General features: G+C 72.6%; 15 protein-coding genes and 1 tRNA gene. 8 read left to right on the top strand and 8 right to left on the bottom strand.

The genetic code is table 11. The features are described 5' to 3' along the window. Positions 1 to 70: 70 nt before the first annotated feature. Positions 71 to 141, bottom strand: a tRNA-Cys gene (locus tag ACIQF6_RS19990). A 212-nt stretch (positions 142 to 353) separates the two neighbouring features. On the opposite strand from ACIQF6_RS19990, the gene ACIQF6_RS19985 reads away from it, so the two are divergent. Then, positions 354 to 776, top strand: a complete 423-nt coding sequence (locus ACIQF6_RS19985; protein WP_400897273.1) for a helix-turn-helix transcriptional regulator — start codon at positions 354 to 356, stop codon at positions 774 to 776. A gap of 10 nt (positions 777 to 786) precedes the next feature. Further along, on the top strand, positions 787 to 1,200 hold the full coding sequence (locus ACIQF6_RS19980; protein ID WP_400896699.1) for a VOC family protein: 414 nt from the start codon (positions 787 to 789) through the stop codon (positions 1,198 to 1,200). Positions 1,201 to 1,311: 111 nt separating this feature from the next. Here the strand turns inward: ACIQF6_RS19980 and sph are convergent, their stop codons facing one another. After that, positions 1,312 to 2,295 carry a sphingomyelin phosphodiesterase gene (sph, locus tag ACIQF6_RS19975; protein WP_400896697.1) on the bottom strand — a complete coding sequence of 328 codons (984 nt, stop codon included), beginning with the start codon at positions 2,293 to 2,295 and terminating at the stop codon, positions 1,312 to 1,314. A 189-nt stretch (positions 2,296 to 2,484) separates the two neighbouring features. Between sph and ACIQF6_RS19970 the strand changes: the two genes are divergently transcribed. Next, the gene (locus ACIQF6_RS19970) at positions 2,485 to 3,216 is read left to right on the top strand and encodes a Clp protease N-terminal domain-containing protein (protein WP_400896695.1); all 732 of its coding nucleotides are present in this window, start codon (positions 2,485 to 2,487) and stop codon (positions 3,214 to 3,216) included. Between the two features lie 226 nt (positions 3,217 to 3,442). On the opposite strand, the gene ACIQF6_RS19965 is transcribed toward ACIQF6_RS19970, so the two are convergent. Then, complete coding sequence (locus tag ACIQF6_RS19965) at positions 3,443 to 4,588, bottom strand: hypothetical protein (protein ID WP_400896693.1); 1,146 nt, start codon at positions 4,586 to 4,588, stop codon at positions 3,443 to 3,445. A gap of 279 nt (positions 4,589 to 4,867) precedes the next feature. Here ACIQF6_RS19965 and ACIQF6_RS19960 point away from each other — a divergent pair, with 279 nt between their 5' ends. Then, positions 4,868 to 5,515: a class I SAM-dependent methyltransferase gene (locus ACIQF6_RS19960; RefSeq protein WP_400896691.1), complete on the top strand. Its 648-nt coding sequence runs from the start codon at positions 4,868 to 4,870 to the stop codon at positions 5,513 to 5,515. A 291-nt stretch (positions 5,516 to 5,806) separates the two neighbouring features. Next, positions 5,807 to 7,321 (top strand): IPT/TIG domain-containing protein, encoded by a 1,515-nt coding sequence (locus ACIQF6_RS19955; RefSeq protein WP_400896689.1) that lies wholly within the window; start codon positions 5,807 to 5,809, stop codon positions 7,319 to 7,321. Positions 7,322 to 7,339: 18 nt separating this feature from the next. Here the strand turns inward: ACIQF6_RS19955 and ACIQF6_RS19950 are convergent, their stop codons facing one another. Continuing rightward, positions 7,340 to 8,311, bottom strand: a complete 972-nt coding sequence (locus tag ACIQF6_RS19950; RefSeq protein ID WP_400896687.1) for a helix-turn-helix transcriptional regulator — start codon at positions 8,309 to 8,311, stop codon at positions 7,340 to 7,342. A 166-nt stretch (positions 8,312 to 8,477) separates the two neighbouring features. Between ACIQF6_RS19950 and ACIQF6_RS19945 the strand changes: the two genes are divergently transcribed. Continuing rightward, on the top strand, positions 8,478 to 12,248 hold the full coding sequence (locus ACIQF6_RS19945) for a S8 family serine peptidase (protein ID WP_400896685.1): 3,771 nt from the start codon (positions 8,478 to 8,480) through the stop codon (positions 12,246 to 12,248). Between the two features lie 208 nt (positions 12,249 to 12,456). Here ACIQF6_RS19945 and ACIQF6_RS19940 read toward each other — a convergent pair whose 3' ends face one another. From ACIQF6_RS19940 to ACIQF6_RS19925, 4 genes are all read right to left on the bottom strand, one after another. Beyond that, complete coding sequence (locus ACIQF6_RS19940) at positions 12,457 to 13,278, bottom strand: alpha/beta fold hydrolase (protein WP_400896683.1); 822 nt, start codon at positions 13,276 to 13,278, stop codon at positions 12,457 to 12,459. A 107-nt stretch (positions 13,279 to 13,385) separates the two neighbouring features. Then, positions 13,386 to 13,958, bottom strand: coding sequence for a helix-turn-helix domain-containing protein (locus tag ACIQF6_RS19935; protein WP_400896681.1), 573 nt, complete (start codon positions 13,956 to 13,958; stop codon positions 13,386 to 13,388). A gap of 45 nt (positions 13,959 to 14,003) precedes the next feature. Then, on the bottom strand, positions 14,004 to 14,414 hold the full coding sequence (locus ACIQF6_RS19930; RefSeq protein ID WP_400896679.1) for a hypothetical protein: 411 nt from the start codon (positions 14,412 to 14,414) through the stop codon (positions 14,004 to 14,006). Positions 14,415 to 14,452: 38 nt separating this feature from the next. Beyond that, positions 14,453 to 15,706 (bottom strand): haloacid dehalogenase-like hydrolase, encoded by a 1,254-nt coding sequence (locus tag ACIQF6_RS19925; protein WP_400896677.1) that lies wholly within the window; start codon positions 15,704 to 15,706, stop codon positions 14,453 to 14,455. A 125-nt stretch (positions 15,707 to 15,831) separates the two neighbouring features. Here ACIQF6_RS19925 and ACIQF6_RS19920 point away from each other — a divergent pair, with 125 nt between their 5' ends. After that, a complete protein-coding gene (locus tag ACIQF6_RS19920) occupies positions 15,832 to 16,314 on the top strand; it encodes a hypothetical protein (protein WP_400896675.1) in 483 nt (160 codons plus the stop codon). Next, positions 16,311 to 18,335: an alkaline phosphatase family protein gene (locus ACIQF6_RS19915; RefSeq protein WP_400896673.1), complete on the top strand. Its 2,025-nt coding sequence runs from the start codon at positions 16,311 to 16,313 to the stop codon at positions 18,333 to 18,335. Before ACIQF6_RS19920 ends, ACIQF6_RS19915 begins: the two co-directional genes overlap by 4 nt. The last annotated feature ends 6 nt before the right edge of the window (positions 18,336 to 18,341 follow it).

Here is an 18,341-nt window from a genome sequence, read left to right as displayed (position 1 = left end):
AAAACCACTCCCTCCTCGGACGCCGCCCGGCCTTGTTCCGGGCGGGGGGCGGACCTCGAGGGGAGCGAGGAGGTGGAGACAGGAATCGAACCCATGTACACGGCCCTGCAAGCCGCTGCCTCGCCTCTCGGCCACTCCACCGGGCTCCCTCGCGTGACTCAGAACCTAGCAGCGGACGCCGCGCGATCAACATCACGACGCGCCGGAGTGTCGCCCTGACCACGGGTTTTGACGCCCACTCAGGTCGTGGCGATGTGATCACCGGGTGATCGACAAGGGGTCGGCCGGTGGGTACTAGCCTGGGTGGTGTGCAGATCGACGACCTGAAGCGGCTCCGCAAGGCCCGCGACACCATGGACCGCGACTACGCCGAACCACTGGACGTCGCGGCGCTGGCCAAGGTCGCGCTGATGTCGGTCGGCCACTTCCAGCGCAGCTTCCGCGCCGCGTACGGGGAGACGCCGTACAGCTACCTGATGACCCGCCGGATCGAGCGGGCGAAGGCGCTGCTGCGGCGCGGCGACCTGTCCGTCACCGAGGTCTGCATGGCCGTCGGCTGTACCTCGCTCGGGTCGTTCAGCAGCCGCTTCACCGAACTCGTCGGCGAGAGCCCGAGCGTCTACCGGGCCCGCGACCACAGCGCCGCCGAGCACATCACCGCATGCGTCGCGATGTACCTGACCCGCCCGATCCGCGGCACCGACACCGGACGGCCGAATGCCGCCGCGGCCAAGGAGATCAGGAACGGAGAAGCGGGACCGGACGCCGATCAGTAGCGTCGGGGGCATGGACATCAAGCTTTCGCAGTGCTTCATTGCCGTCGACGACCACGACGCCGCGCTCGGCTTCTACCGGGACGCGCTCGGACTGGAGGTGCGCAACGACGTCGGCTTCGAGGGGATGCGCTGGGTGACCCTCGGCTCGCCCGCCCAGCCCGACGTGGAGGTCGTGCTGGAACCCCCGGTCGCCGACCCGGGCGCCACCGCCGCCGACCGGCAGGCCGCCGCCGAACTGCTCGCCAAGGGCCTGCTGCGCGCCGTCAACTTCCGCACCGCCGACTGCGACGCGACGTTCGAGCAGATCCGGGCCACCGGCGCGGACGTGCTCCAGGAACCGATGGACCAGCCGTACGGGGTGCGCGACTGCGCGTTCCGCGACCCGGCGGGCAACATGGTCCGGTTCGCCCAGCCGCGCCGCTGACCAACTCCGCTGACCCGCGCCGCTGACCCGCGCCGTCGACCCGCCCAGACCGACGGGGTCGCCCGCCTGCCCAGCCGAGGGCCGCCCGGGCGGCCCTCGGCTGGGCAGGCCTCAGCCGGCGATCAGCGGGTAGTGGTCGGACAGGTCGGTGTAGGTGTACGAGGTGCCCCAGCTGCTGACCGTCCACGGCGCGCTGTGGAAGCGGTGCACGGTGTTGGTGTACTGCTGGGGGCGGGCGTGGTCGGCCCGGTAGAGGACGTAGTCGAGGTCCTCCTTGGGGTCGCCGGGGTAGCGGTAGGAGGCGATCGAGTTGTCGACCGTGTCGAAGGAGTTCGCCCAGCCGTCGCGGGTGGTGGCCGGGGCCAGGTTGCCGTTGGCGAGCAGGGCCGGGTACTCGCTGCCGTGCGAGTCGATGTTGAGGTCGCCGGCCAGCACGATCGGCTCGCTCGCCGGGATCTGCTTGGCGTCCAGGAAGGCCTTCATGGCGCGCAGCTGCTTGCCCCGGATGTCGGCGGCCTGGCCGCCGGAGCAGCCCGAGTCGGTGGACTGCAGGTGGGTGCCGACCACGTGGGTGCGCTGGCCGTTCACGTTGATCTGGGCGTAGACGAAGCCCTTGTTGGACCACCAGTCCGAGCCGCAGGCGTCCTTGAAGACGTACTGCTCCTTGCGCAGGATCGGCCACTTGCTGAGCAGCACCACCCCGCCGTCCTCCGGCGTGGCGCCGCTGTAGCTGCCGGAGGTGGCGTCCCAACCGCTGGTGGAGCGGCCGACCACCGGCGTGTGGTACGGGTACGCGGCGGAGGCCTTCGCCACCAGCGCGTCGGAGGTGGTGTTGTCGAACGCCTCCTCCAGCACCACCACGTCGTGGCCCTGGAAGAAGTCCGCGCCCGCGATGGCCTGTGCCCGGTAGGCCTGGCCCCAGTTGGGGTACAGGTTGGTGCTCATCAGGAAGGTGTTGTACGTGAGCACGTCCAGTGGCGCGACGGTGAGCGGGGCGGTCTCGGCGTGCGCGGCGGTGATGACCTGAGGGACCGTCAACAGGGTTCCTGCGGCGGTGAGTACGGCGGCGAGGCGGGCGGCGCGGGACGCGGGCATGGGGGCTCCGAGGGTGTCGGGCGGTCGATGTTGTGCAGTCAACTCGGGCGTTCGTGACGTGGACAAGACGTCGGGCGGCGGGTGGGTGAACTCGACCGAAACACCCCCTACTGACGGGTAGAAATCGGTCGGCGCGGCGAGTGTCAACCGATGGTTGACACCCTTGGACTGTCAACCTAAGGTTGCCTCATGGCTGACACCGCAGGAGTGAAGACCTCGATCCGGCTCGACGACCTGATCGAGGGCATCAAGAAGTCCTACCCCGAGGCGCTCGACCAGCTGTCGAACGCCGTCCTGGTCGCCGACCACCTCGGCGACATCGCCGACCACCTGATCGGCCACTTCGTCGACCAGGCCCGCCGCTCCGGCGCGTCCTGGACCGACATCGGCCGCAGCATGGGCGTCACCCGCCAGGCCGCCCAGAAGCGCTTCGTCCCCAAGGACCCCGGCGAGGTCACCGAGATCGACACCGCCCAGGGCTTCAACCGCTTCACCCCCCGCGCCCGCAACGTCGTGGTCACCTCCCACCAGGCCGCCAAGGACACCGGCAGCCCCGAGATCCGCACCGAACACCTGGTGCTCGGCCTGCTCGCCGAACCCGAGGGCCTCGGCACCGCGTACATCACCGGGCTGGGCATCACCCTGGACGCCGTCCGCGAGGCCGCCCTCGCCGCCCTCCCGCCCGCCGCCGAGGACGTCCCCGCCCTCATCCCCTACGACGCCGGCGCGAAGAAGGTCCTCGAACTCTCCATGCGCGAGGCGCTGCGCCTCGGCCACAACTACGTCGGCACCGAACACCTCCTGCTCGCCCTCCTCGAGCACGAGGCCGGCTCCGGCGTCCTCACCGACCTCGGCCTCGACAAGTCCGCCGCCGAGACCGCCCTCCTCGCCACCCTCGCCCAACTCGCCCCCGACGCCTGACCGTTCACACCCCGGCGGGCCCGCCCGGCACACGGGGCGGGCCCACCGTCGCGTGCCGAAATCCGACTGACGGGGGCGGGAGGACGGGTCCGCCGGCGGGCAGGACGGTGGGTGGGCGGAGGGGGAGCGGGATGGCGTACCGACTCGAAGGACCGGTGCTGAAAGGCGGCTTGATGCGGTGCTCCTCCTCGGGGTCCGGGGGCGGCCCGGCGGTCGTGAGCGTTCGTCAGGAGGTGGCTGCCCACTGGTGGGCGGTGCCCTGGTGGAGGGCGGCGTAGATGCGGTCGCGCAGGGTGTTGGCGTCGGTGTCGGTGAGGGTGTGGTGCAGGTGGCGCAGGACTACCTTGACGAGCAGGTTGTGCTGGTCGGGGCGGGTGCCGAGGCGGGTCAGGGCCTGTGGGGGGAGGTTGCGGCAGGGGGTGCTGGAGAGGATCTCGACGGTCTCCACGCAGTCCGCGTCGGCGCCGAGCGCGTCGCGGACGCGGTCGCCGAGATCCTCCGCCAGTTCGGTGCGGTCCACGGCGATCGACAGGTCACGGCGGACCGCCGGCAGCGCGGAGACCGGGCGGTAGGGGGCGAGGTCGGTGAGCTGGGCGGCCACCGCGGGGTCGGCGGAGCGCAGGAGGCGGATGTCCGGGATGCCCTTGAGCAGCATCAGCACCCGGTCCAGCCCCATCCCGAGCGCCAGCCCGCTCCACTCCGGCCCCAGCCCGGCCCCCGCCAGCACCTCCGGGTGGGCCAGCCCGCACTCGGCGACCTCCACCCACTCCTCGCCGACCCGCACGTCCAGTTGACGGCCCGCCAGGGTGTACGGGTGGACGCGCTCCTCGGTGCGGTACTCCGCGCCGGGCAGCAGGGTGTCGGCCAGGACGGCGATCATCTCCGTCAAGTCGGCGGGGGAGGCGGGGGAGGTCAGCGGTCGGCGGCGGGTCAGGTACCAGAGGTCGAGCTGGTGCGGGGTGCCGGTGTGCAGGCGGTCGATGCTGTCGCGGCGGTACACCAGGCCGGGGCAGACCAACAGGACCGAGTCGGCGGCCGGGTCTGCGGCGAGGGCTCGCAGCGCGCCGGGGACCAGGGCGGAGGAGTGGCTGCGCAGCATCCGTCGGCCGTCCACGTAGCGGGTGTAGCGGGTGTCCCGAGTGACGTCGTCGGCACGGTAGTTGAGGTGGTCGTAGTTGTCGGCGACGGTGACGATCCGCTCGCCGCGATGCACCAGCACCGGGCAGGACCAGTGCCGGGCGAGGGCGTCGGCGGCCCGCTCCACCAGCAGCTGTACGGCGTGCGGGCCGGCGGCGGGATCGGTCAGGTCGCGGACGGCGAGATCGTGGGCGAGCTGCTCGGCGGAGAGCGGACGGGGAGCGGGAACGGACATGGCGGGGCCTTTCGGAGGCTCGGCGGGAAGGGTGGGAACTGCACACCCCCCGGCCCCTGGGCGCGATCCGCCGACCGGGACCGACCCGCTCAGCCGTACTGCGTCACCGGCGTGGCGAAACCCGACCCCTGCGGCACCCATCGGGAGCCGGGGGGCCACTAAATCGGCGAGAGATCGCTACGACGGCCACGGGCAGAGCCTAGACGCCCCACCCCCGGAATCCGCAACCGGATTTTCCCGCTAGGCTCGGCGCTCTCGCGGACGCAGGAGGCAGCGCGGATGACGGACAACCAGTCCGGTGTGGGGCAGGCGTACGACGCGGTGGCGGAGCTGTACGCCACCCTGTTCACTGGCGAACTCGCCAGCCGGGACGACGAGTTGGCGTTGATCGGGGAACTGGTGGCGGCGCCGCCGGTGGTCGGTGGGCGGCCCGTCGGAGACCTCGGGTGCGGCCCGGGCGAGGCGACGGCACTGCTCGGCGGGCTCGGCATCCCGGCCGTCGGGCTGGACCTGTCGGCCGGGATGCTGGCCCAGGCCCGCCGCCACCGCCCCGACGAGAGCTTCGTGCGCGGCTGCCTGCTGGCCCTGCCGTTCGCCGACGCGAGCCTGGGCGCGGTGCTCGCCCGCTACTCGCTGATCCACCTCCAGCCCGCCGAACTCCCGGCCGCGCTGGCCGAGTTGCGCCGCGTCCTGGCCCCCGGCGGCCGGCTGCTGCTGGGCTTCTTCGCCGCCGACCCCGCCCTCGGCGACTCCGACCGCCCCGTCCCGTTCGACCACAAGGTCGCCACCGCCCACCGCTGGCCGGTCGACACCCTCGCCGCCCTGCTGCCCGCCGCCGGGTTCACCGAGACCGCCCGCACCGTCCGGCAGCCCGGCCCGGGCGAGCGCCACCCGCAGGCGACACTGCTGGCCGAAGCCGCATCCTGACGGGCCGTCGGTCACGGATGGTCGCCATGGCGGCGGGTGTGCCGGTCCGGCCGGTGTCCGTTCCCCGGGAGTGAGCGTGCCGTCCGCCCGGCAACCGTTCGCCGGCAGTGGGCGCGCTGTCCGGCCCGGCGGCCGTTCGCCGGGAGCTCCCGCGACCGGTCCGTCCGGGGCGGAGGGTACGCCCGACGGCATGACGTCCCGGGCCCGGACGCATCGTCGGACGTTCCCGGCGGAACCCAGAGGGACACGACCTCCCCATTCGGTGAGGCGAGCCGTTCCCGGGGAGCACGCATGTCGACGGAGCAGGGCGCACCGACCATGTCGCAGGTGGCCATGACGCTGGCCGCGATCGCGGCGACCGCGGCCACCCCGCGTCCATCGGGCGAGACGTCGGCCGAGCAGCGGGACCGGATCTTCCAGGGCGTCAGTGCGCAGCTGGCCGAGCCCTCCCTCGCGACCCGGAACGACTGGTTCCCGGTCTGGCTGGCGCTGAGCCCGGACAACGCGAACATGGCGTACCTGGCCGCGAGCCGTTCCTCCAACGCGTTCGCCGTGGTCCTGCGCGGCACGGTCGGCAACGTCACCGACCTGCTGGAGGACCTCGACGTGGGAACGGTGGTGCCGTTCACCGCCGTCGGCTCGCCGTCCGCCCCGGTGGCCGTCTCCAAGGGGGCGATGGAGGCGTTCACCCAGGTCGTCACCATGAGCGCGGCGGGCACCACCCTGGTGCAGGCACTCGCCGGCGCCCTGGTGGGGACGGCGCCGAACCCCACCGTTCACGTGATCGGCCACAGCCTGGGCGGCTGCCTCGCCACTATGGTCGCGCCCTACCTCCAGGCACAGACCTGGCACGGCGTCACCCCGCGGTTCGCTCTCCGCACGTTCGCCGCTCCCACCGCCGGAGGCCGGGAGTTCGTGAGGTACGTCGACTCCCTGAACTGGGTCGCCCACGAGCGTCACTACAATCGCTGGGACTTGGTGCCGCAGGCCTGGACCGGTCTCGACGACGCGAAGAAGTGGTATCCGGATCCGCCCGGCCCGGCGGCGAACGAGGACGTCAGAGCGGTGATCACGGCGATCGCTTCGCTGCCCGGCCCGCACGTCTACGCCCAGCCGGGCAGGGCCGTGCCGTTGCACCCGGACTACGAGAGCGACTACGACCGGGTCATGGTCAAGAAGACGCTCCAGGACTTCATGGGCCAGGTCGCCTTCCAGCACGCCAACGCCACCTACCTGGGTCTGCTCGGCGCCCGCGACGTGCTGCCCGGCCCGGTGGTGCGGTCCATCACCGGCAACGCCGGCAAGGCCGGCAGCGCGGTGGTCATCGCCGGCAGCGGCTTCGGCGCGGGTGCGGCGGTCGACTTCGGCACGGTCCCGTGCCCGGACCCGGTCGTCAGCAGCGACGGCGACGCGATCAGCGTCTTCGTTCCCCCCGGCGTCGGCGTGGTCGACGTCCGCGTCACCACCGACCTGGGCACGTCGCCGGCCGTCCCGTTCGGCCGGTTCGCCTACGGCGGCCCCGCCCCGGTGATGCTCACGGGCCTTGCCCCGGACAGCGGCCGGACGGGCCACCGCGTCACCATCACCGGCGTCGACTTCGGCTCCGACGCCCAGGTCTACTTCGGCGACAACCCTTCGCCCTCCGTCGAGGTCAAGCGCACCGGCGCCCCCGGCGAGATCGTCGCCACCGTACCCGCCCCGACCAGCGGCGCCGGCAAGCCGCGCACCGTCGACGTCACCGTGCTGTCGAACGGCTACTCGTCCCCGACCGGTCCGGCGGCCGAGTTCACCTACAAGGAACTGTGACGCCGGGCCGCCGGGAGGTCAGTCGACCCAGCCCCGGCGGTGGGCCTGCCAGCCGAGCTGGATGCGGGTGTCGGCGCGGGCCAGGGACATCAGGCGGCTGATGCGGCGCTGGACGGTGCGCAGGCCCAGGCTGAGCTGTTTGGCCACGGCGGGGTCGGTGGCGCCGGACAGCAGCAGGGCGAGGATGCGGCGGTCGGTCTCGTCGGGGTCGCCGGCGGGGGCGGCGCCGACGGTCGGGGCGGTGCCGGTGCGGCCCAGGGGGTGCGCCCACTCCCAGGTCTGTTCGAACAGCACGGTGAAGACGGTGACCAGGGCGGGCGCGCGGACCACCAGGGCGACCGGGTCGGCGGTGGAGTCGGTGAGCGGGACCAGCGCGAGGGCGCGGTCCGCGACGATCAGCTTGGTCGGGACCTGGTCGACCACCCGGATCTGCTGCTGACGGTCCATCGCCTCGAACAGCGGAGCCGCGGCGCCCGGTTCGTCCAGCGAGCGGCGCTCCAGCACCACCCGGTAGCTGACGCCGCGCTCCACGGCCGCCGACTCGGCCCCGGTCTCGTCGGCGGCCACCACCTGGTGACGGCCCGTCACCAGTGCCAGCAGCTCGTGCTCGGCGCCGGCCTGCAACTGCGTGACGCGGTGGCTGATCGCGGCCCGGCCCGCCACCACCTCGATCAGGTCGCGGTGCGCCTGGTCCTGCCGGGCAGTCGCCGAACGGTAGACCTCGGTGAGCGTGGACGCCGTCAACTCGGCCTCCCGCAGGGCGTGTCGCTGGCCGGTGAGCAGCGCCTCCAGGGCGACCGCCGGGGGAGCGGCGGTGTAGCGGCGGCCGGCGCCCGGGGCCACCAGCCCGCTGGCCTGGAGCAGTTCGAGCGCGCCGGTCGCCACCGGGCCGCAGCGGGCGGCCAGTTCGGTGCGGGTCGCCGGGCCGTGGGCCACCAGGTGGGTGTAGACCCGCTCGGCGTGCTCGTCCAGACCTATCGCCGCCAGCATCCGTGCTCCGTTCCGCCGTACTCAGGACCACCGCCCGTGCCCCGCACACCGCCGCACGGGCGGTGGCGGTTTGCCGCCGGGCGGTGACCCGCCAGGGCCCATCATGACCGGTCAGCTCGGTTTTCTGCCAGGCTCACCGGCCATAACCCGACACCTGGAGGCGTTCATGACATGGTCGGCGCGCATACGCGGCGCGATGACACTGGCCGCGGCGGGCATCCTCGCCACCGGCACGCTCACCACGACCGGACAGGCATTCGCGGCAACGCCGACGGGAGACGGCGGCTCGACCCTGACGGGACGTCAGAGCGCCGCCCCGCGCACCGTCACCCTGATCACCGGCGACCGGGTGCAGGTCAGCACCGGCACCGACGGCCGCACCGCCGTCACCGTGCTGCCCGACGAGCACGGCAACGTCCCGCTGACGTTCACCCAGCAGGAGAACGGCGACCAGTACGTCATCCCGCAGCACGCCTCGGCCGCGCTCGCCGCCGGCACCGTCGACCGCGGCCTGTTCAACGTCAGCTCGCTGCTCCGCCAGGGCTACGACGACCAGAGCGTGAAAACGCTTTCCCTGATCGCCACCTACCGCGACGCGCAGGCCGCCGAGGCCAGCCCGCAGGCCCGCTCCCGCGCGGCCGGCACCAAGGAGCTCAAAGCCGTCGACGGCGTGGCGTTCACCCCCGCCAAGGACGACGCCGCCAAGACCTGGAACCAGCTCGTCGGCCCGGACGGCAAGGGCCGCGACGGCCTGACCAAGCTCTGGCTGGACCGCAAGGTCCGCACCACCAACGACGCCGAGACCAAGCAGATCGGCGCCCCCGCCGCCTGGGCCGCCGGGCTCGGCGGACAGGGCGTCAAGGTCGCCGTCCTCGACACCGGCATCGACGACCAGCACCCCGACCTGGCCGGACAGGTCGACGCCCGCCGCAACTTCACCGCGGACACCGTGAACGAGGACGTCCACGACGCGGTCGGCCACGGCACCTTCGTCGCCTCCGAGATCGCCGGCACCGGCAAGGCGTCCGGCGGCGCCGAACGCGGCGTCGCCGACCAGGCCCGCCTGCTGATCGGCAAGGTCCTCGACGACGGCGGCTCCGGCACCGAGGCCCAGATCATCGCCGGCATGCAGTGGGCCGCCGACTCCGGCGCCGACGTGGTCTCGATGTCCCTCGGCAGCCCCGAACCCACCGACTGCACCGACCCCATGTCGGTCGCCGCGCAGCGCATCGCCGAACAGTCCAAGGCGCTGTTCGTGGTCGCCGCCGGCAACCTCGGCCAGTACCAGTCCGTCAGCTCGCCCGGCTGCGCCCCCGCCGTCCTCACCGTCGGCGCCGTCGACGGCAAGGACAACACCGCGAGCTTCTCCTCGCACGGCTCCGTCACCGGCAGCCACACCCTGAAGCCGGAGATCGCCGCGCCCGGCGTCGACGTCAAGGGCGCCGCCACCGGCGGACGCGGCGTCTACGCCTACACCAGGATGTCCGGCACCTCGATGGCCACCCCGCTGGTGGCCGGCAGCGCCGCCCTGGTCAAGCAGGCCCACCCCGAGTGGAGCGCCGCACAGCTCAAGGCCGCCCTGGTCTCCTCCGCGCTGGCCACCGTCCCCGGCGACGTCCAGCAGACCGGCGCCGGCCGGCTTCGGGTCGACGCCGCCGCCCGCCAGAGCGTCCTCGGCGCGCCCTCCGTCGGCTTCGGCGACTTCGCGTACCCGCAGCAGAAGTCCGACACCCGCACCGTCCAACTCCCCTACACCAACACCTCCGACCGGCCCGTCACGCTCAAGCTGAGCGTGCAGCGCACCGACGGCGACGACGAGAGCGCGATCAAGTCGAAGGTCGTCAAGCTCGGCACCGACAAGATCACCGTCGCCGCCGGCGCCACCGTGCAGGTCCCGCTCACCTTCGACGCGAACGCGAAGCTGACGGGCGGTCAGTACGGCGACGTCACCGGCCGGGTGCTCGCCACCGCCGACAACGGGACCACCGTCTCCACCCCGTTCAACGCCTACGTGGAGCCCGAGACCCTCGCCGTCCGGGTCAAGCTGATCGACCGCGACGGCAAGCCCGCCGCGTCCGACGCCGGCAGCAGCATCACCATGGTCGACCTCGGCCAGGCCACCGGCAGCCGGCAGGCCCCGAACGCCAACGGCGAGATCGTCTACCGGCTGCGCCCCGGCAGCTACTCGCTGAGCGGCTACGTGGTCACCCCCGAGCGGGGCGACACCAGCGGCGAGGCCGCCCCGAAGGCCGTCACCGCGCTCGCCATGCCCGAGATCCAGCTGACCAAGGACACCGTCCTCACCCTCGACGCCCGCCAGGCCACCCCGATCGAGGTGCAGGCCGACCGCGACCTCCAGGTGCGCGGCGCCTCGCTCGAACTCGGCCGCTGGTGGGGCGACAAGTGGGTCGACTCCACCGGGGTGCGCACCGGCGTGCTGCCCGTCGAACTCTCCGCCTGGGGCTCCGGCAAGGCCCGCACCGGCGGCTTCGAATTCGGCAGCTACCTGCGGATGGCCGCCCCGGAGGTGGTGCTCAAGGGCGCCGGCCTCACCCTCCAGCCGCACTACGCCCAGTTCGCCGCCGAGGCCCAACTGCCGGCCACTGGAAGCGCGTTGCTCACCACCGCCGCCAGCGCGGACCCGGCCGACCTGGCCGCCGCGAACGTCAAGGGCAAGCTGGTCCTCGTCCCCGACGACGGCACCTCGCAGCGCATCGTCTCCACCAACGCCAAGAACGCCGGCGCCGTCGGCGTGCTGACCTACCGTCAGAGCCCGGGCGTGTTCGGCAAGAACGACGTCAGCCTGGACGCCCCCGTGCTGCCGATCACCGCCGACCAGGCCGCCGCGCTGAAGGCCGCCCTCGGCAAGGGCGCCGTCACCCTGGCCTGGACCTCCGCCGCCGACAGCCCCTACCTCTACAACCTGGCGTTCCACGACGCCGGTTCGATCGCCAACAAGCAGCGCCACACCGTCCGTGACCGCGACCTCGCCGCCGTCACCGAGAACTGGCACTCCGTCGGCACCCCGGTGCGGATGACCGACTACCAGTCGGTCGAACGCCCGTGGAACCCGTACGCGGCCACCGCCGCCGGACAGGGCCTGGTCGCCACCCCGTCCACCCGCACCGCGTACTACACCGCCGACGACACCACCTGGCTGCACGACGGGCAGAGCAGCTGGCCGTTCACCGAGTTCATGCAGGACCTGCCGCGCCGCTACCAGGCCGGGCAGCAGCGCACCGAGGAGTGGTACCAGGGCGTCCTGCGGCCCACCGCCGGACGCGACGCGGACGGCTCCGCGCTGCTCGTCGGCGAGCGCCAGGCCGACCTGGTCGGCGTCGACTTCACCCGCACCCTGTGGGGCGACGGCAACGCCGACCACACCGGCAGCCAGTCCTACTTCGGCGACGCCGCGGCCGTCGAACTCCTCAGCGGCGGCACCTCGCTGGGCCGCTCCTGGTTCGGCCCGCAGTTCGTCTGGGAACTCCCCGCGGCCGCCCAGGACTACACCCTGGTGCTCGACCAGAGCCGGATGTACCACCGCGACCTGTGGCAGCGCTCCACCGCCGTCCGCACCGAGTTCGGCTTCCGCTCGGCCAACGACCCGGCCGCCTACTCGCAGTCGCTGCCGCTGCTGTTCCCCGCCTACCGGATCGACCTCGACGGCAACAACACCGTCGCCGCCGGACCGCTGCGGATAGCGCTTTCCGCCACCGGCCAGAGCGGCTACACCCCCGGCGCGCTGACCACCGCCCAGCTCGCCTACTCCTACGACGGCGGCACCACCTGGACGGACGCCGCGGTCGGCGCCGACAAGGTCGCCCTCCTGGACCACGCGGGCGCCTCCGGCAAGACCGTCAGCCTGCGGATCACCCTGGCCTCGGCGGACGGCGCCAAGGTCACCCAGACCGTGACGGACGCGTACGCCGTGCGCTGACGGATCGTCAAGCGGGCCGATCGCCGGTCCCCCGCCGGTGGGCGGGGCGGCGGTCGGCCCGTGGGCGTACGCGGCCGGCGGGCGGAATCCTGCTTCGACCGGCGCAGCGAGACGGCCTACCTGTGGGTGACGAAGCCGAAGGTCCTGGAAGTCCGAGAATCCGCCCGCCCCGGTGGGCCGGCCCGGCGCGGCCCGGCCCGGCGGGGCGTCAGGCGGCCGGGCCGTGGAGGAACTCCGCGACCAGGCGGTGCAGTTCCGCCGGGTGCTCCAGGTGGACGTCATGACCGGCGCCCGGCAGGCTCGCCGCGTGCACGTCCGGACGGAGCGTCAGCATCCGGTCGGTGTCGGCCGCCGGGACGACGCCGTGCTGGCCGAGCACCAGCAGCGCCGGGCAGTGGGCCGCGGCCGTCCAGTCGTCCCAGTGCTCGCGGACGGCGAGCTCGGCGAGCGAGGCCACCATCACGTCGGTGTCGAACTGCGGCCACCAGCCGTCGGCCCGCCGCTCCAGGCCGTCCGCCCAGACCTCGCCGAGCGGGCCGCCGCCGAAGAACCGCACCGCCGAGGCACGCTCCGGGAACGGCACCGGCCACGCCGCCAGCATCGACCCGATCTCGGCCGGTGCGCCCGGCGACGCCCCCGCCGCGGCCTCCACCAGCACCACCCCGGCGAACCGCCCCGGGTGCGCCGCGGCCGCCAGCAGCGCCGTGTGCCCGCCCAGCGACTGACCCACCAGCAGCGGACGCTCCAGCCCGAGCGCGTCCGCGACCGCGAGCGCGTCCGCCACGTACGCGTCCCGCCCGAGATCCGCCGGGCGGCGGGTCGAACGGCCGTGGCCGCGCTGGTCGACGGCGACCACCCGGTGCGCCGGGGCGAGCGCCGCCGCCAACGCGTCCCACTCGCCCGCATGCCCCGCCAGCCCGTGCAGCAGCAGCACCGGCCGCGCGTCGGCCGCGCCCGCCCAGTCCCGGCAGTGCAGTTCGACTCCGGGACCGGCCACCGTTCGGGCCGTCCACGGGCTGTGCGTGCTCATGCGCTCATCTCCCAACGCTGCGGGGCCGGTCGGCCACGGGGTGTGAGGAGACAATGCCACGTGCCGCGATGTCGATCAATGACACCCGCGAGTAGCAAGTGGCGGCGTCAGCTGCGCGGGTGACGGATCGTCAGCACGGCCTCGACCTCCGACCCGGTGGCCCGGTACGAGTGCGGGACGTCCGCCGCCCAGGTGTGGTGCCCGCCCGGGCCGACCGTCGCGTCGCCCACCCGCGCCGTGCCGGAGAGCACCACCAGGTGCTCGACCGTACCCCGGGTGTGCGCCGCCGAGTGCTGCACCGCACCCGGACGGATGCGAATCCGATACGTCTCCGACACCGCCGCCGCGTCCTCGAATCGGTCCAGCAGGACGGCGTCCAGCGCCAGGCCCGAGACCGCCGCCCCGGGCTCGTGCAGCGCCGGACCCGAGACCGCCGCCCCGGGCTCGTGCAGCGCGGCGCCGAGCGGCAGGCCCAGCGCGGTGGTCAGCGCGTACAGCGTCTCCAGGGTCGGATTGCGCCGGCCCGACTCCAGCTCCGACAGGGTGGCCTTGCCGACGCCCGAGCGGCGCGCCAGCTCCGACAGCGACAGGCCGCGCGCGGTGCGCAGCTCGCGCAGGCGCAGGCCGATCCGGGCCGCGAGGGCGGCGCTGGCGGGTGACGGTCGATCCGGTGCGCGCATGGACGCCATCGTTCCAGACGTGGAACGCGCCGGGCGGGGAACGCCCTATCGCCGGAGGCAGAGGTAGACGAAGTCGTTGCCGGCTCCCTCGTTGAGGTTCGCGTCGTAGCGCTCGAAGCCGGCCGGCGGGGGCGCGTACTTGTCGCCGGAGATCGTCACCGTGAGTTCCTGGATCGGCTTGTTCGCGGCCGTTCGGGAGTAGCACAGGTAGAGGCTCTTTCCGTGCGGGTCGGTGCCCTCGTTGAGGTCGCGGTCGATCTTGGTGAAGCCGGCGGGGGTTTCCTGCTTGTCCTCGATGACGCGGATCTCGGTGATCGGGCCCGCCTTCCCGTCCTTCTCCCACGCCGTGTAGAGGTAGCTCCCGCCGGCTCCCTTGTTGAGGTCGTGCCCGTCCTTGACCCAGCGGTCGTGCTCCTTCCAGTCGCCGTCCACGATGTCGATGTCCGTCACGGTCACGGGATGCCTCCGAGGTGTGCGGTCGGTCCGAAGCGGTGTCAGTACACGGAGTCCGGCTGGTCCGGGACCACCCGGCCCCGGTCGTCCAGGACGGGGGCGGCGGAGCCGTCCGGGCGGGTGTAGGCGGTGGTCGAGCACGGGTACGGGGTCGCGCGGCGGGGCAGGGGCTCGATGAACATCGGGTTCACCAGCCAGTTGCCGTCCTCGTCGTCGTACGCGCGGCACATCAGCTCCTGCCGCTGACGGTTGATCACCAGGCGGAGCCCGGTGGCGTCGGCGACGAAGACGACGTCCGTGGTGGAGTCCCCGGCCGCGAAGGCCTGCCGCAGGCCGGCGGGCGCCGGCTCGAACGCGGCGGGGCCGGTGATGCCGAGGATCTCCTGGTTGATGAAGCAGCGTTTGCCCTCGACGTAGGTGATCACGGCGTCCTCGCCCTCGCCGCCGCACCCCACCAGATGGGGCGTCAGTTCCCCGCCCTCGACCCGGTTGCGGATGCCGATGACGTGCTCGCCCGGGATGCCGAGCGGCTCGGCCCAGACCCGGGCCACCGGTTCGGCGGAGGCCGACACCACCCGGACGTCGAAGCCGGCCCGTCCCAGCGTGCCGATCAGGTCGGCGATCTGCTCGTAGTAGCGCACCCAGGCCGGCACCTTCCAGGCCGTCCGGGTGGAGTCCACGGGCGCCGCCAGGCTCTCCTCCCGTGCCGCCCGGGCGAACGCCAGGACGTCCTCGGGGCCGTGGCCCGCCAGGAGTTGGGCCGCCCAGGCGTAGGCCGGCTCGATCCGCCGGTGGTCGTAGTTCCCGAACGCCGGTTCCCGGTCCGAGGTTTCGGCGTCGAGGTAGACCGAGAGGATCTCGTCGGCGCACCGGGCGTGGTCGGCGGTCGGCAGGGGCTGCCCGGCCGGCGCCGCGTCCGCGCAGGCGGTGTGCAGCGCGTCGGCCGCCGCCGGGGTCAGGTAGCGGCTGGTGGTCGACCAGTCCTTCCGTTCCGGCTGGAGCACCTTGCTGTTGCGCACCATCCACACGAGCGTCGCGGTGCCGGTGTCGTTCCGGACCACCGTGTTGTCCCAGTCGAACACCGCCAGCGGGTGCGCGTCAGGCCGGGTGCAGGCCCCGGCCGAGTCGATGAACGCCTGCAGCGCGTCGCGGTTGTCCCCGTACCAGGGCAGATCGGCGTCCAGCGCCGGGCAGTTCGCCGGGGCCGCGCGCGAAACGGCCGCGGCCCCCCGGCCCGACGCCGGTGCGAGCAGCGCGGCAGTCAGCGCGGCGGCCACCAGGAACGGAGTCTTCACCTGACACCCCAAGGTCGCGCGATCACGAAAAATAGGTCGTGGACAGAGTGTCACAGGTTCTGACGGACAGTCACGGAGCGACACTGGGCCCTGCCCGCTCACCGCCCACGAGGGAAGACACGCCCATGGGTCCGTTCATCACCGACATCGACATCCTGGCCCCGTACGAGAGGCCGCCGAAGAAACCGACGCTGCACGTGCCCACCGGATGGGGCCTGATCGACTTCAATCTGAACAGCGGCGCGGGCGGCGCGTACCTGTACTTCGTCTTCGAGAAGCACGCCCAGGACCGGCCCATCACCGGACTTCTGGTCCTGAAGGACGACGAGAGACCGCCCGCCGGCTACCAGAAGCTGCCGGTCGACCTCAACAAGGACACCGACAAGCACACGACGGCGCTGTTCCTGGCCGTGACCCGCGTGCCGGGGACGCCGATCACCGACCTCGACGTCGTCCACTGGAAGAGCGGGGAGCAGCCCATTCCCCCGAAGGGCGGATACCTCCGCGTCCAGGCGGACGGCGCCGACGCGGACCTCAACCTGGGCGCCGCCGGCGACTACATCTTCCTCGACCACCGACCGGCCACGACGCCCCAGGAGACGGTGTGAACGACGTGCTGCCCCCCGCGCTGCTGAAGGCCATGCAGCGCGCACCCCGCCCCGGCGGCCTGAAGGCCATCCGCCACGTGGTCCTGCTGATGCAGGAGAACCGCGCCTTCGACCACTACTTCGGCAGCGACTTCCGCGGCGTGCGCGGGTACCAGGACCGCAACCTCGTCACCCTCCCCGAGACGGACCTCCCGCGCACGGTCCTCGACCAGCCCGACCAGGACAGCGCGGTGCCCGTGGTCTACCGCCCCTACCGGTTCGACAAGGGCGACGGGAAGACCACGCCGTTCGACCACGGCTGGGGCACCGGCCACGACGCGTGGCACGACGGCCGCCACGACCAGTGGATCAAGTACAAGGGCGGGGCCACGATGGGCTACTTCGACCAGCCGGAGGTCGTCGGGACCTACCGCGCGCTGGCCGAACGCTTCACACTGTGCGACGCCTACCACTGCTCGGTGCTGGGCGAGACGAGCAGCAACCGCAACTACCTGTTCAGCGGCTTCGGCGGCTGGGAGCCGAACGGCGAGCGCGTCACCGGATCCGCCGCACACGACCGGGAGAACGATCCCGCCGGCTACAACTGGCCCAGTTACGCCGAACTCATGGAGGCCAACAACGACCCCTTCGGCGCCGACGGCATCAACTGGCGCGTCTACCAGGGCTGGGACAACTTCTACGACAACAACCTGGAGTTCCACGCCGAGTTCAAACGGGTCTTCCGGACCGCACTGAACAACGCGAAGCTCAAGCCCCGGAGCCTGTTCGACTTCTACAACCGGAGCGACGTGCCGCCGGGGGAGGTGGAGGCACTCGCCAAGGCGGTCGCCGGCCTGCCACCGGCGGATCGCAGCCTCTACGACCGCGGGCTCTTCCGCTGCCCACCCGCACCGGGGTCGGACCGGAACCCGAAGAACTACAAGGACTTCGTGTACGCGTTCGCCCAGGACATCAAGGCGGGAAAGGCCCCCCGGGTGTCCTACCTGGTCCCGGCCGCAGCGGACTCGGAACACCCGGGCAACTCGGCCCCCACGGACGGCGAGAACATCGTCTACCAGGTCCTGGACGCCATCGCCTCGGACGACGACATGTGGGACTCCACCGTGCTGCTCATCAGCTACGACGAGAACGACGGATTCTTCGACCACATGCCGCCGCCGGTCCCGCCGCGTGCCGTCGACGACGAGTACGTTCCAGACAGCGGACGCGGCGACCAGCCCATCGGCCTGGGCATCCGGGTGCCGGTGATCGCCGTCTCCCCGTGGACGGTGGGCGGATACGTCAACTCCCAGGTCTTCGACCACACGTCGCAGGTCCGCTTCCTGGAGCAGTGGCTGGGCGTCCGGCAGCCCGCCATCAGCCGCTGGCGGCGCACCGTGGCCGGTGACCTCACCTCGGTCTTCGACTTCGACCGCACCGGGGCCCCGCCGCCCCAACCGGCCGACCCGGAACGGCGGTTGGCGCGGCCGCTGCCGTACCAGCCGGACGTCCACGGCGCCCTGGACCGGGACGCCGACGCCTTCGCCCTGACGATGTCCAACGCGGGAGCGGCCTCCGCGCACCTGACCGTCTACGCCTACGACGCCCTCCCGAACCCGCTCCACTTCGACGTGCTCGGCACCTCGGAGACGCCCGCCGGCGTACCCCTGAAGAACGGCGCGTACGACTTCTACGTGATCGGCCCCAACGGCTTCCGCCGCGAGTTCGCCGGGACGACCGCAGGGTCCGCCGCCGTCACCGACCTCACCAGCACCGTCGCCGCCACCCCGACCCGCACGCTCACCCTCACGATCACCACCACCGGCGCCCAGCCGCAGACTGTCACCGTGAAGCCGCGCTTCTACAGCACCGCACCGTCGAAGCACGGAACTGCCAGTGCCGGCAAGCCACTTGTCCTCACTTGGGACACCGAGGACGCCGACGGCTGGTACGACCTGGACGTCTCCGTCGCGGAGGACGCGTCCTTCCGACGCCGCCTCATGGGCCACATCGAGAACGGAAAGCCGAGCATCAGCGGCTGACCCGCC

Source organism: Kitasatospora sp. NPDC092948 (assembly GCF_044754805.1).
GTDB lineage: Bacteria > Actinomycetota > Actinomycetes > Streptomycetales > Streptomycetaceae > Kitasatospora.
This window is presented reverse-complemented; position numbering and strand designations above follow the sequence as displayed.

Bases quoted from the DNA above. Each gene is read 5' to 3' on its own strand.
- ACIQF6_RS19945 (WP_400896685.1), top strand. From the start codon at position 8,478: ATGACATGGTCGGCGCGCATACGCGGCGCGATGACACTGGCCGCGGCG.
- ACIQF6_RS19960 (WP_400896691.1), top strand. From the start codon at position 4,868: ATGACGGACAACCAGTCCGGTGTGGGGCAGGCGTACGACGCGGTGGCG.
- ACIQF6_RS19965 (WP_400896693.1), bottom strand. From the start codon at position 4,588: ATGTCCGTTCCCGCTCCCCGTCCGCTCTCCGCCGAGCAGCTCGCCCAC.
- ACIQF6_RS19980 (WP_400896699.1), top strand. From the start codon at position 787: ATGGACATCAAGCTTTCGCAGTGCTTCATTGCCGTCGACGACCACGAC.
- ACIQF6_RS19920 (WP_400896675.1), top strand. From the start codon at position 15,832: ATGGGTCCGTTCATCACCGACATCGACATCCTGGCCCCGTACGAGAGG.
- ACIQF6_RS19935 (WP_400896681.1), bottom strand. From the start codon at position 13,958: ATGCGCGCACCGGATCGACCGTCACCCGCCAGCGCCGCCCTCGCGGCC.
- ACIQF6_RS19950 (WP_400896687.1), bottom strand. From the start codon at position 8,311: ATGCTGGCGGCGATAGGTCTGGACGAGCACGCCGAGCGGGTCTACACC.
- ACIQF6_RS19970 (WP_400896695.1), top strand. From the start codon at position 2,485: ATGGCTGACACCGCAGGAGTGAAGACCTCGATCCGGCTCGACGACCTG.
- ACIQF6_RS19955 (WP_400896689.1), top strand. From the start codon at position 5,807: ATGTCGACGGAGCAGGGCGCACCGACCATGTCGCAGGTGGCCATGACG.
- ACIQF6_RS19985 (WP_400897273.1), top strand. From the start codon at position 354: ATGGACCGCGACTACGCCGAACCACTGGACGTCGCGGCGCTGGCCAAG.
- ACIQF6_RS19940 (WP_400896683.1), bottom strand. From the start codon at position 13,278: ATGAGCACGCACAGCCCGTGGACGGCCCGAACGGTGGCCGGTCCCGGA.
- sph (WP_400896697.1), bottom strand. From the start codon at position 2,295: ATGCCCGCGTCCCGCGCCGCCCGCCTCGCCGCCGTACTCACCGCCGCA.